The organism is Paenibacillus sp. Soil766 (assembly GCF_001428105.1).
In the GTDB taxonomy this organism is placed as follows: domain Bacteria; phylum Bacillota; class Bacilli; order Paenibacillales; family NBRC-103111; genus Paenibacillus_E.
This window is the reverse complement of the sequence record NZ_LMSJ01000047.1, coordinates 1-13,289: the sequence shown is the minus strand read 5'-3', so window position 1 is coordinate 13,289 and position 13,289 is coordinate 1. Positions and strand designations below refer to the sequence as shown.

The window sequence follows — 13,289 nt, the reverse complement described above, 5'->3', positions numbered from 1 at the left end:
GTTTGGTGATGATGGCGGAAGGGATCCACGCGTTCCCATCTCGAACACGACCGTTAAGCCTTCCAGCGTCGATGGTACTTGAACCGCAGGGTTCTGGGAGAGTAGAACGTTGCCAAACGACATAGGGATCTTTTGGTGGAGCCAAAAGTCTCACAGCTTAGTAAGAGTCTTTCTGGATTTTTTTCCAGAAAGACTCTTTTTTTTGTATCTGTAAATATTGCTTTTTTAACCATACTAATCCTACGAGGAGGGATGACGATGAGGACAACAAGCAGCATGAAATGGATGGGCAAGGTATGTCTTTGTTCGATAGTTACGCTGATGATGAATGGTTGCTCAACTAAAATCGACGAAGTGAAGGAAGAGGCAAATCCACTTCACTCTCTAAGTCATGTAGGAAGCATTGGGCTCGCGCCTAATCAAGAATCGAAGAAGATGCCGATCGTTACGGCAACGCCTTCTTTTCAAAACTCTGCTAAACCAATCGTGAAAGGTATTTACGTATCCGCTTGGTCCTCAGTAGGCAGCAAATTCGAGCAATTGATTGAACTGGTGGAGCAAACGGATTTAAACGCAATGGTGATCGATGTGAAGAACGATTCCGGCCAGGTAACCTATCCCTCAACGGTTCCTTTGGTCAATGAAATCGGGGCGAATAGCCACGTTATTATACAAGATATGAAAGCAAAGCTGCAGAGATTGAAGCAGAAGCATATTTATACGATAGCTAGACTGGTTGTGTTTAAAGATCCCTATTTAAGCAAGAAGAAGAGTATGTACGCCATGAAAAACAGAGACGGAAGTGTATGGAAGGATGCGAAGGGAGTCGCGTGGGTAGATCCTTTTAAGACGGATGTGTGGGACTATAATATTCAAATTGCCAATGAAGCAGCTAATCTGGGTTTTGATGAGATTCAGTTTGATTATGTGAGATTCCCGGAGAATGGGCAGAAGGTGGATCGGGAGGTTCTGTTTGATAACCCGCAGAAGCTAAGTAAGGCGCAGGATATCGCAACTTTTTTGCATAAGGCGAAGGAACAGATCGGCAATAAGGCGTATATTTCAGCAGATGTGTTCGGATTAACGACATCTTTACCGAATGATATGGGCATTGGACAAGATTGGGCGATGATCAGTAAGGAGGTCCATTTCATTTCGCCAATGTTGTACCCGTCCCACTATACCAGCGGTATCTATGGCATCAAAAGCCCTGATTTGCAGCCATATGCGGTCGTTCATCAAGCGGTTAACGACGCTAAATGGAAAAATCATCAGCTAGCGAGATTGAATAGTCAGGTTGCACAGATCAGGCCTTGGTATCAGGATTTTACGGCAACATGGGTCAAACCGCATAAGAAGTATGGGGTGATTGATGTAAAGGAGCAGATTAAGGCAGCGAAGGAGCAAGGGATCGAGCAGTTCCTACTCTGGAATCCAAGTAGTACGTACTCCTATCGTTAACGGAATTGACTTATTCGAGGCATGGTGGGGGCTGTCTACTCGTCCTTTCCCTTGACACCAAAAATAGGCTTTTGTTAAGATTGCAATCATACGAAAGAATGAGCTGAGGTTAATGAATCAAGCTTTCTTCAGTTAGAGGGCTTTAAGGAGGACATGGTACGCTGTGAGAGAAGATAAGTTTGGCAAGGAAGGCTTAACGTTTGACGATGTTTTGTTAGTGCCGAGGAAGTCCGAAGTGTTCGGTAAGGAGATCGACGTTTCGACGCAACTGGCGCCTGGCGTGAAATTAAATATCCCTTTCATTAGCTCCGCTATGGACACGGTGACGGAGTCTGCGCTAGCGATTGCTATGGCCCGTGAAGGTGGCGTCGGGATTATTCATAAGAATATGCCGATTGAGTTGCAAGCGGAACACGTTGATCGTGTGAAAAGGTCGGAGAGCGGCGTGATCACCAACCCTTTCTCCTTGACGCCTGAACATCATGTGTATGACGCAGAAGAGTTAATGGCGAAATACCGCATCTCGGGTGTACCCATTGTAAATGAGAATAATCGTTTAGTTGGTATTTTGACGAATCGCGATTTGCGCTTTGTACATGACTACTCCATTAAAATTAAAGAAGTGATGACGCAGGAAGGTCTTGTCACAGCACCCGTTGGCACAACACTTCAGCAAGCGGAGGGTATCCTTCAGAAGCATAAAATAGAGAAACTGCCTTTGGTCGACGAGAATTTTGGTCTAAAAGGGTTAATTACGATTAAAGATATTGAGAAAGCCATTCAATTCCCTAACTCAGCTAAGGACGCTCAAGGGCGTTTACTTGTGGGGGCCGCTGTTGGTGTATCTAAAGACGTGATGGAGAGAGCCGCAGCGCTTGTTACAGCCGGAATTGATGTAATCGTCGTAGATTCTGCACATGGCCATCATATTAACATCGCAGAGACTGTGAAGAAACTGAGAGCTCAATATCCAGAACTGCCGATCATCGCAGGGAACGTTGCGACAGGTGATGGGACGCGTGATTTGATCAAGGCAGGAGCCTCCATGGTGAAAGTTGGGATCGGTCCCGGATCGATCTGTACGACTCGCATTATTGCAGGGATCGGTGTTCCACAAATTACGGCGATTTATGATTGTGCGCAAGCAGCAGCTGAGTTCGGCGTTCCGATTATTGCAGATGGCGGTATCAAGTACTCTGGTGACGTGGTTAAAGCGATCGCAGCGGGAGCTAGCGCGGTGATGATCGGTAGTCTTTTTGCAGGGACAGAAGAGAGTCCGGGTGAGTCTGAGATTTTCCAAGGTCGCAGGTATAAGGTTTACCGCGGAATGGGCTCCTTAGGTGCTATGAAGGAAGGCAGCAAGGATCGGTACTTCCAAGAGAACGAGAGCAAGCTTGTTCCAGAGGGTATTGAGGGTCGTGTGGCTTACAAAGGGCCAATGGCGGATACGGTGTATCAACTGGTAGGCGGACTTCGCTCAGGTATGGGGTATTGTGGAGCAAAGAATATTCAAGAACTTATTCATGATACACAATTTGTTCGTATTACGGGGGCTGGTTTGAAAGAAAGCCATCCACATGATATTCAAATTACAAAAGAAGCACCAAACTACTCGATGTAGAGATGAGAGAATTTTTGTCTCGGTTAAAAGGTTTCTATATTGTCACAATATGGATGAAATTGGAGGCGTGGGAGTTGAACCCACGTTTTCTTTTTTTTGTCTAATGGGGTGTGTTACAATATAACGTGTCATATGTGTTATCCAACATTACTTAAGGAGAGTGAAATTGTGAGATTTTTACGTTTTACAAAGAAAAAGGTTGCTTTGGTGTTAGGTATTAGCTTAATTGCTCAATCCTTACTTTTACATATACAGCCAACCTACGCGGCAGATGAGAAAAAGCCAGCAGCTTCTCCATCACCAGCGGCGGTGACAACGCCTGCACCTAATGCAGGGACTACACCAACACCTGCCTTGAATGAACCTCAAGTAGCAGCGAAATCTGCGATAATTATGGAAGCCAGCACAGGAGCAGTCCTGTACCAAATGAATGCAGATGAAGCCTTCCCGCCGGCAAGTATGGCGAAGATGATGACGGAGTATTTGGCAATGGAAAGCATTAAAGAAGGTAAATTCAAATGGGACTCACCTGTGACAGCGACTAAGAATGCAGCAGATGTCATTGGTTCCGGTCAGTTGATTGCCGAGAATGAGACGCTGACATTCAAGGATATGTTTAACGCGATGTCCATTTATTCCGCGAACGATGCTTCTGTGGCTTTTGCTGAATTGCTTGGCGGTACAGAAGAGAATTTTGCCAAAATGATGAATGACAAAGCGAAACAGCTGGGTATGTCGGATAAGGCACATTTTATTAGTGCGACTGGACTTTCACGTGCTGACCTCAAGAATCCGCCTGCTTCAATTGAAGGTGAGACGAAGATGACAGCTCGCGATGCAGCTATTCTTGCTTATAATATTTTGAAGGATCATAAAGAAATTCTAGAATTTACGAAGATTCCTTCCTTGAAGCTGAGACCGACAGATAAATCACCTATGATCAACTGGAACTGGATGCTGGAAGGGAATTCAACGAACACTAACTTTAAGAAGTATTCCTATCAAGGGTTGGACGGTTTGAAAACCGGTTCTACCGATGATGCGGGCTATTGCTTCACTGGAACGGCAGAACGTAACGGTATGCGTATGATTACGGTAGTTATGGGAACGAAAACAGAACCAGAACGTTTTAATGAAACACGCAAGTTAATGGACTATGCATTTAATAATTTTGAGATCAAACCATTCTTGAATGCGAAACAGACGATAGATTCTTTGAAAAGTGTGAACATTAAGAAGGGTGTACAAATGGAAGTACCTCTTGTTACGAAAACGGGTGTATCGTTCGTTGCTAGAAAAGGCGCCAAAGATACGGATTTCCAAGTGACAGCCGAGTCTGTTGAAGAAAGCAAGTTAGTAGCTCCTATTGCTAAAGGTGACACGCTGGGGAAAGTCAAAGTAAGCTACAATGGGCAAGAAAAAACCGTTGAACTAATTGCAGATGGCGACGTTGAAAAAGGCAGCTGGATCCGACTTCTGTTCCGCTCCATTAAAAACTTCTTCAGCGATATGTTTAATGGGATTAAAGGCGGCTCTTAGGCCAGAAAATGGGTTGTATATTACCCATCCTTCATGTAAAATTACTGTTTAGAAGTTTATCATTGAATCGTGTAGGTAACTGCAACGAAATTGGCATACAAGCTATAGGAGGAAATAAAGAATGGAAACAGGAACTTCCCGCGTTAAAACAGGTATGGCCGAAATGCAAAAAGGCGGCGTCATCATGGACGTTATGAACGCTGAGCAAGCTAAAATCGCAGAAGCAGCTGGCGCGTCCGCTGTTATGGCGCTTGAGCGCGTACCCGCTGACATTCGTGCAGCAGGTGGCGTATCCCGTATGGCAGATCCAACAATTGTTGAAGATGTTATGAAAGTTGTATCCATTCCAGTCATGGCGAAAGCAAGAATTGGACACTTCGTTGAAGCGAAAATTCTTGAATCCCTAGGCGTTGACTATATCGATGAGAGTGAAGTACTTACCCCTGCGGATGAAGTATTCCATATCAACAAGCGTGATTTCACAGTGCCTTTCGTGTGTGGTTGCCGTGATCTAGGCGAAGCTTTGCGTCGTATCGGTGAAGGAGCATCCATGCTTCGTACGAAGGGTGAGCCAGGAACAGGTAACATCGTTGAAGCGGTTCGTCACATGCGTCAAATTCAAGGTCAAATCCGTAAAGTTCAAAGCATGTCTTTGGACGAATTGATGTTCGAAGCGAAAACACTTGGCGCTCCTTACGAGTTGATGCTTCAAGTTCACCAAACTGGTAAATTGCCTGTTGTTAACTTCGCAGCTGGCGGTGTGTCTACACCTGCAGATGCAGCGTTAATGATGCACCTTGGTTCTGATGGTGTATTCGTTGGTTCAGGGATTTTCAAATCCGATAACCCAGAGAAGTTCGCGAAAGCGATCGTCGAAGCGGTAACGCATTACACAGACTTCAAATTGATTGCTGAAATTTCCAAAAACCTAGGTGCCCCTATGAAGGGAATCGAAATTTCCAAGCTTCAAGCTTCCGAGCGTATGCAGGAGCGCGGCTGGTAATGACGAAGATTGGGGTTCTCGCGCTGCAAGGCGCGGTAGCAGAGCATATACGCGGTATTGAAAAAGCGGGCGCAGAAGGTGTCGTTGTTAAACGCACCGAGCAGCTCGCTGAGCTCGATGGCATCATCCTCCCTGGAGGAGAGAGCACGACGATTGGTAAGCTTATGCGTACGTATGGCTTCATCGATGCGCTGCGTGAGTTCTCTGCGGCAGGCAAGCCGGTCTTCGGCACCTGCGCGGGGTTGATTGTCATCGCGAAAGAGATCACCGGGCAGCCTGAAGCTCATCTAGAGCTGATGGATATTACGGTGGCTCGCAACGCGTTCGGTCGTCAACGCGAGAGCTTTGAGACGGACTTGCCGATCAAAGGCATTGACGAGAACGTTCGCGCAGTTTTCATTCGGGCCCCACTCATTGAGAAAGTGGGCTCGGATGTGGATGTTCTGGCCACGTATGACGGCCAGATCGTAGCTGCGCGGCAAGGGCATCTCCTTGCGGCGTCGTTTCACCCGGAGCTGACGGATGATTTCCGTCTGCACAGTTATTTCTTAGATATGGTAAAGCAAAGCCAAGCATAACCAATGGTTCAAGCACCCCGAGTTAACCGGATTGCCGGTATGGGTGCTTGCTTCCATATACAAACCATTTTGTGCTAACGGAGGAATCTCCTTGTTTGATGTAAAGTTACTTCGAAGTGATTTAGCAGCTGTACAAGCTGCCATGCAAAACCGCGGCAAGCAGATTGAGGAGCTTAATGGCTTCACAGAACTAGACGTGAAGCGCAGAGAGCTATTGCAAGAAACGGAACAGCTCAAAAATCGCCGAAACACTGTTTCCCAAGAGGTAGCGGGACGTAAACGATCCGGCGAAAATGCGGATGAGCTGATTCAAGAAATGAAAGTGGTCGGAGACCGCATTAAAGAGCTTGATGACGAGATCCGTATCTTGGACGAGTCGTTACAACAAGTTCTTCTCTCCATTCCGAATATGCCGCATGCCAGCGTTCCTGTGGGCCGTACCGAAGAAGAGAACGTGGAAGTTCGCCGCATTGGTGAGATTCCGACGTTTGATTTCGAAGTGAAGCCTCATTGGGAAGTTGCGCAAGAGCTGGGTATTCTGGATTTCGAAGCTGCGGCGAAGGTTACGGGTTCGCGCTTCGTGTTCTACAAAGGGCTAGGCGCTCGTCTAGAGCGCGCATTGATTAACTTCATGATGGACTTGCACAGCGATGAGCATGGCTATGAAGAAATGCTGCCTCCCTATATCGTCAACCGTGATAGCCTGACAGGTACAGGTCAACTTCCGAAGTTTGAGGAAGATGTGTTCAAAGTCGAGAATTCGGAATACTTCTTAATCCCGACAGCAGAAGTACCGGTCACGAATTATCATCGTGAGGATATTCTAACGAATGAACAGCTGCCGGTTAATTTCGTGGCGTTCAGTGCTTGTTTCCGTTCGGAAGCAGGATCAGCTGGCCGAGATACACGAGGCTTAATCAGACAGCACCAATTCAACAAAATTGAGCTTGTAAAGCTTGTGAAGCCAGAAGACTCCTACGAGGAGTTGGAGAAGCTTACAGGGCATGCTGAGCGCGTCCTACAGCTACTGAAGCTGCCTTACCGTGTGCTGTCACTCTGCACAGGTGATATTGGCTTCACATCGGCGAAGACGTATGATCTGGAAGTATGGCTGCCGAACAGCGGCGCGTACCGCGAGATCTCAAGCTGCTCGAATTTCGAAGACTTCCAGGCGCGCAGAGCGAACATTCGCTTCCGCCGCGATGCGAAGGCGAAGCCGGAGTTCGTGCATACCCTGAATGGATCAGGCTTAGCGCTTGGCCGAACAGTGGCTGCGATTCTTGAAAATTACCAGCAAGCAGATGGTTCGATTATCGTTCCAGACGTGCTTGTTCCGTACATGAACAACGTTAAAGTGATCACAAAAAAATAGCACTTGCTTTGAGTAGGAGTTATGTGCTACAATGCTTTTTGTCACTGCAAGGTCGTCTCTCTAACCAGAGACGCCTATCGTGGAGAGGTGGTCGAGTGGTTTAAGGCAGCGGTCTTGAAAACCGCCGAGGTCGCAAGGTCTCCGTGGGTTCGAATCCCACCCTCTCCGTAGCCAAGGTAATACCCAACCAAAAAGTCATGCGATTCTTGAAATCGTGTGGCTTTTTTTGTTTTCCATTTTCATGGCATCGAGGGAGTGACTTTTACAATATCTACATCGTATTTTAACAAAAAGTGGGTATTTCGCAGCTGGAGCTTTTCTTATAATGGACGTGATCATCCAATATGAGGAGAGTGAAACCCCTGTGAAGAAGGTTGGAACGAAGGTAGTCTCGGTACTTTTATCCGTGGCCGTCACGATAAGTCCTTTGGCAGTAGCCAGTCCAGCAAGTGCTGCAGCGATAACACCAGGAACACCGTATCAGGCGAATGGGACTTACGATGTGACGGTACCGCATGTATTCATCAATCAGGTCTATGGTGGCGGTCTGAAAACGGACACAGGAAATACAGCGTCTTCCCATGGATTTATAGAGTTGTACAACCCAACTAGCAGTGATATCAGCTTAACGGGCTGGTCTTTGCAATATGCGGATCGTGGCTCATCTGATCTAATGGGGCCAACTGGAGATTGGGACAAGTTAAATCTTGTTGGCACGATTAAAGCCAAGTCCTCCTTTCTTATTCTCGGGCAAGCGACAGAAGCAACCGCACCAAAACTCAACCTCACAAATACCTATGACCAATTATGGAGTACCCGTTTTATCAACAACAAAGGATTGAAGGTTGTGCTGATGAGCAACCAATCCAAGCTGGATATCGCGAATAAACATCCTTTTGCCAATGATCCTAAACCGACCGGATATGTTGATATGTTAGGTACAGGCAGCAATGATGGAGATAATATCGACATTAGAACGGATATCGATGGTTATGAGTTCGATTATCCCAAGGGTTCATCAGAAGGTACTTCTAAGAAAATATCCGTACGTCGGAAGACACTAACAGATACGGATAATAACAAACAGGATTTCGGACAATTCGGGATTGCCGATTCGACTACGCAAGACTTAGCAGTTAAAGGACCTAAATCTAGCGCATTCGGGCAATGGGACAATAATGTGTCTGTGCTTGGATACTCGAATGATAAGTTACCTATAGCCTATGAGCAAGAAGACTACTCGGTATTGATGAATGTGTATGGAGGGAGAGCGCCATTTACGTTCACAGCAACAGGGTTACCTGCTGGATTAGCTATTAATGCTGTCACAGGTGAAGTCTACGGTAAGCCAACAGAAGTAGTTACATCTAACGTATACATAAAAGTAACGGATAGTTTGTTAGCGCAATATGGCCGTAATTTGGCGATTCATGTTGAACCCGCTTCTAATCTATTCAAAGATACTTTAAGTATCACGAAGTTGACTGATTTTAAAGTGGGAATTACGAATAAAGACGGCGGTGTCGCCGAGATTGTTAAGTACAACAAGGATAATAATAAGTTCTACCTGGTAAATGGCTCGGGGAATCCGCCTAGTCTAGATATCGTTCGTTTAGATCTTGTGCAAGGCCTAGTTAAAGAGAAAACGATTAAAGTCAAAGATTTGGTTGAAAATAATGGTTTTCTTTACGGCGATCTGACGAGTGTGGATGTGAATACGACTACGAAGCGAGTATCCGTATCTGTGCAAGAGTCAGATTCCAAAAAAGCTGGTAAAATCGTCGTTCTGGATTATGATGGCAACGTAGTTAAAATGTATGACGCGGGTGTTCAGCCCGATATGATTAAATCCACAACAGATGGCAGATATATGTTAACTGCGAATGAAGGCGAGCCTCGCACGGCTGGTACAGACCCTGAAGGAAGTATAACCATCGTCGATACGATTATGGATAGTGTGACACAACTAAGATTTGCTGATCCATCCGTCATTGATAGTAAGGTTCATATTCGCGGTGCTTCTACACCAGTAACGGGTCAGATTACGGGTGAAGGTACGAAGCAAGACGCAATTTTTGATTTGGAACCTGAATATATCGCACTTTCGGAAGATAACAGTAAAGCTTATGTATCCTTCCAGGAGAATAACGCGATTGGAACGATTGATTTAGCAACGAAAGTTGTTCTTTCGATTAATGGACTAGGTTTGAAGGATTTGAGCCTTCCACGTAATGCTTTGGATCTAGTGAAAGACAATGCGATCAAGTTTGAAAATGTCCCGTTCTATGGCATGTACATGCCAGATGGGATTGCAAGCCATACGATTAATGGTATCCCTTATGTATTTACTGCTAATGAGGGAGATGTTACCGAATGGCCAGGTGTGAGAGGGAATGGCAGCACGATTGGCGCGATGAAAGGCAGTTTAACACCCAACTCACCTGCAGCTCAATTCTTGGCTGGTAAGACGACGTATGACGGTGTAGAAGTAGCTAGTGATATGGGATCGGATGGGATTTACATGTACGGGGGTCGTTCCTTCTCGATCTGGCAAGCGAATACGATGACGCAAGTCTATGACAGTGGGAATGAATTTGAGAAAGTTACTGCACAGCGTGTGCCGAACAATTTCAACACGAGCAATAGTAAGACAGCATTAGATGATCGCAGCTCAAAGAAAGGGCCAGAGCCTGAAGATGTGAAAGTGGGGAAAGTGGGAAGTAAAGTTCTTGCTTTTGTTGGTTTGGAGCGGGTCGGAGGCATCATGACGTATGATGTGACAGATCCAGTAAATGCGAAGTTCGTGAATTATACCAATTCGCGTGTGTTTACACCAAAGGACAATCTGAATACAGATACGGGGCCAGAGGGGATCGATTTCATACCTGCCGCGATTAGCCCGAACGGGAATCCGCTGCTTCTAGTTGCAAATGAGGTGGGAGGAACGGTTGCTGTCTATCAGCTTAATGTGCAACGGATGAGCGTGGATAGATCCACACTTTCTGTTACCAAGGGAGACGCTGAAAGCAAGCTCACAGCAACGGTGACGACGTCTGCAGGAGACGCTGTTGGCTCAGGCACAACGACTTGGAAATCTTCGAATTCAGCGGTTGCAACGGTGAGTGCAGAAGGTCTAGTATCAGCCGTGGATACGGGTACCGCAGTAATTACAGCTATTAGCCCTGATGGGTATGCGACAGCGGATGTAACAGTAACGGTATCTTCTGATGGCACCTCGTATTCCGCCGGTCCAGTAGCGGGAACGGGAACACAACCTAGCCAACCAATAACCAACGGAGAAATGACCACAATTACGACACCAGCTGTTAAAGATAGCAAAGGTACTTCAACGGCTAATCTTACGGTTGGGCAAGTAACGGATGCTTTAAAACAGATGACCGATTCAGCAGGAAAATCATCTATTCTTGAAATTAAAACAATTGTTGATCCTACTTCGAAAGAAGCGGTTATCAAATTGCCAGCAGAATCATTTGTTAAGGTTGTCGCGAGCTCTACGGCAGCAGTAAAGCTAGACTTAGGTATTGCTTCCGTGAATTTGGATAAAAATGTGCTGGCTGTCATCGCCTCTGCCGCGACGACGGGTGAAGTATCCCTGTCCATCGCTAAAGCGGATCTAACGGCGGTTACCCAACATATGACTGCCAAAGATAGCGATACGGTTAAAGCTGCTGTTGGCGACCGCCCTGTCTTCGATTTCACCATTACAGCAGGAGGCAAAACGGTTTCCACCTTCAACGGCGGTTCCGTTGAAGTTCAAGTACCGTATAAACCGACGGCCAATGAAGATATCAATGCGATTGTAGCTTACTACATTGCGGACAACGGCGAGCTCGTTAAAGTCACGAATAGCTACTACGACGCGGCTACGGGGACGCTGATTTTCAAAGTAAGTCACTTTTCGCAATATGCGGTGGGCTATTCCCCTATTACGTTTAGTGATACGTCAGCCAGCTTCGCTAAGAGCTATATCACGTACCTAGCGGCTCGCAATATTATCAATGGAACAGCCCAAGGCCAGTTTTCTCCAAATGCCCAAATTAGTCGCGCCGATTTCACTTTGATGCTGGCTCGCATGGCTGGTGTGGACCTTAGCGGCTACAAATCGTCTAGTTTCCACGATGTGAAGGCGAACAGCTATTATGCCCAGTCTGTCCAATGGGCAGCTGAGAACGGCCTTACAAGCGGTGTAAGTGAGGGTGTGTTTGCACCTACTGCCAACATTTCGCGTGAGCAAATAGTCACGATGATCGCAAGGTTCGCAGCGCTTCAGAAGTTTAGCTTACCGCAAGCGGTGAGCGCTGCATCTTTTGCAGATGGTGCGGAGATTCCTACCTTCGCTGTAGACGCGGCGAGAGCGCTGCAGCAAGCGGGTATTATTTCCGGGAAATCGGGAAATACATTTGCACCGAAGGACTTCGCATCGCGTGAAGAAGCAGCGAAGATGCTGGGTATGCTTTTGCAGCAAATCGTGCAATAACATGATGAAATTAGCACTTACCCTTCGGCACGAATTCGATTCGTGCTGGGGAGTAGGTGTTTTTTTACATGGATAAAACACGGGCAGCTTCCGCATTTTAATCATGTGGAGGTGTTACCTATGAGCAAATCAGATAAGCCTAGCGTGGATCAAGCTGAAATCGTGAATGAGTGGATGCGTGTTATGCCCACTGTCCTGCAACCTGCCGATCAAACAAGGGTATGGGCAGATGAAGGAGATACGGATGCCATCCGCGTGCACATTATGACGGCGGGGCATACCGGCTATTCGTTTGATTTTAAAGTGACGTATGTGGACGCTAGAGAAGTAAAGGTAGAACTAACCGATGTACAGCAAGGAACGACGCATATTGATGAACGAAGCGATGTTGTACAGTCGTTAATCGATGATTATGTGCGGCATATTCATGAGTGTGCCCAGGCTTTGCAGAAAGTCACCAACGCTTAAGTAAGAAGGAGGACACCGTGATGACGAAACAAAAGAGTCCCGATAAGAATTTGCAAAATGTGGCCAAGGATTTGGATGCCAATCCAGTTAACGCACACAATGCGCAGCAGATCCAGCAGCAGGTCAACGACCATCGCCATCAGGATGCGCTAAATCACGAAGGAACAAACTCGTAAACGGAGAGGATGAGGAGCTATGTCGAAACCAAAAAACTATTCCGCAGGCGACAATCTCGTTAATAATGGCAATGTAAAGAACCGGAACAACGCGGGTGGCAATCAGGAACCGTTGTCTGGATCTAAGAAAGTGAAGAACCAGAATCATCACGGCGGACACGCTGCAGAAGGGCATGGACACGGCGGATAACGGCCACTGAAATTTTTTAAAATATCATGATTAAAAAGACTGAAATCGGTCATACTATTATTGTCGGCAAGCAGAGAGGTGTGGTTCCGTTGGAGCAATTAGCGAAAGCGAAACAACCATTGCAAAGAGGACTTTTCTACCTGTTATAATCAGGCTGGAGGGCGATGTGCTAAAGACACTTACCGTGTTTTATACGCAGATTTAACTTAGGTTTACGTGTAACAAGGTTCAAAGAAATATCATCAATGCCGACAGAAAAAAGAACCCTTAGGGGTTCTTTTTTTCGTGTGCGCCTCACAGTCGCACAATCTAGGTGGTTCAAATCCACACGGTAACTTTACCCTTTGAAGTGCCGTAGCCGAAGTAGAGGTCCGACCCTCCTG

11 protein-coding genes, 1 tRNA gene and 1 rRNA gene are annotated in these 13,289 nt (G+C 46.4%); all 13 read left to right on the top strand.

Annotated features, from left to right (window positions below):
* Window position 1 precedes the first annotated feature (1 nt).
* Window positions 2–118: ribosomal RNA gene (gene rrf, locus ASG89_RS29270) — 5S ribosomal RNA — on the top strand.
* Window positions 119–258: 140 nt separating this feature from the next.
* Window positions 259–1,461, top strand: a complete 1,203-nt coding sequence (locus tag ASG89_RS29265; RefSeq protein WP_057314895.1) for a putative glycoside hydrolase — start codon at window positions 259–261, stop codon at window positions 1,459–1,461.
* 163 nt (window positions 1,462–1,624) lie between these two features.
* Window positions 1,625–3,082, top strand: coding sequence for an IMP dehydrogenase (gene guaB, locus ASG89_RS29260; protein WP_057314894.1), 1,458 nt, complete (start codon window positions 1,625–1,627; stop codon window positions 3,080–3,082).
* Between the two features lie 168 nt (window positions 3,083–3,250).
* The gene (locus ASG89_RS29255) at window positions 3,251–4,621 is read left to right on the top strand and encodes a D-alanyl-D-alanine carboxypeptidase family protein (RefSeq protein ID WP_235549971.1); all 1,371 of its coding nucleotides are present in this window, start codon (window positions 3,251–3,253) and stop codon (window positions 4,619–4,621) included.
* Window positions 4,622–4,742: 121 nt separating this feature from the next.
* Entirely contained in the window at window positions 4,743–5,624 is an 882-nt protein-coding gene (gene pdxS / locus ASG89_RS29250; protein WP_057314892.1) for a pyridoxal 5'-phosphate synthase lyase subunit PdxS, read from the top strand.
* Window positions 5,624–6,202, top strand: a complete 579-nt coding sequence (gene pdxT, locus ASG89_RS29245) for a pyridoxal 5'-phosphate synthase glutaminase subunit PdxT (protein WP_057314891.1) — start codon at window positions 5,624–5,626, stop codon at window positions 6,200–6,202. The genes pdxS and pdxT overlap by 1 nt, the downstream gene beginning before the upstream one ends.
* Window positions 6,203–6,293: 91 nt before the next feature.
* Window positions 6,294–7,574: a serine--tRNA ligase gene (serS, locus tag ASG89_RS29240; RefSeq protein WP_057314889.1), complete on the top strand. Its 1,281-nt coding sequence runs from the start codon at window positions 6,294–6,296 to the stop codon at window positions 7,572–7,574.
* An 81-nt stretch (window positions 7,575–7,655) separates the two neighbouring features.
* A tRNA-Ser gene (locus tag ASG89_RS29235) sits at window positions 7,656–7,742 on the top strand.
* Between the two features lie 157 nt (window positions 7,743–7,899).
* Entirely contained in the window at window positions 7,900–12,072 is a 4,173-nt protein-coding gene (locus tag ASG89_RS29230; protein ID WP_057314887.1) for a choice-of-anchor I family protein, read from the top strand.
* A 120-nt stretch (window positions 12,073–12,192) separates the two neighbouring features.
* Window positions 12,193–12,540, top strand: a complete 348-nt coding sequence (locus ASG89_RS29225) for a hypothetical protein (RefSeq protein WP_057314885.1) — start codon at window positions 12,193–12,195, stop codon at window positions 12,538–12,540.
* 20 nt (window positions 12,541–12,560) lie between these two features.
* The gene (locus ASG89_RS37230) at window positions 12,561–12,716 is read left to right on the top strand and encodes a hypothetical protein (RefSeq protein WP_200963579.1); all 156 of its coding nucleotides are present in this window, start codon (window positions 12,561–12,563) and stop codon (window positions 12,714–12,716) included.
* 19 nt (window positions 12,717–12,735) lie between these two features.
* Window positions 12,736–12,906, top strand: a complete 171-nt coding sequence (locus ASG89_RS36805) for a small acid-soluble spore protein P (protein ID WP_157256842.1) — start codon at window positions 12,736–12,738, stop codon at window positions 12,904–12,906.
* A gap of 26 nt (window positions 12,907–12,932) precedes the next feature.
* A complete protein-coding gene (locus ASG89_RS38305; protein WP_268795672.1) occupies window positions 12,933–13,055 on the top strand; it encodes a hypothetical protein in 123 nt (40 codons plus the stop codon).
* The last annotated feature ends 234 nt before the right edge of the window (window positions 13,056–13,289 follow it).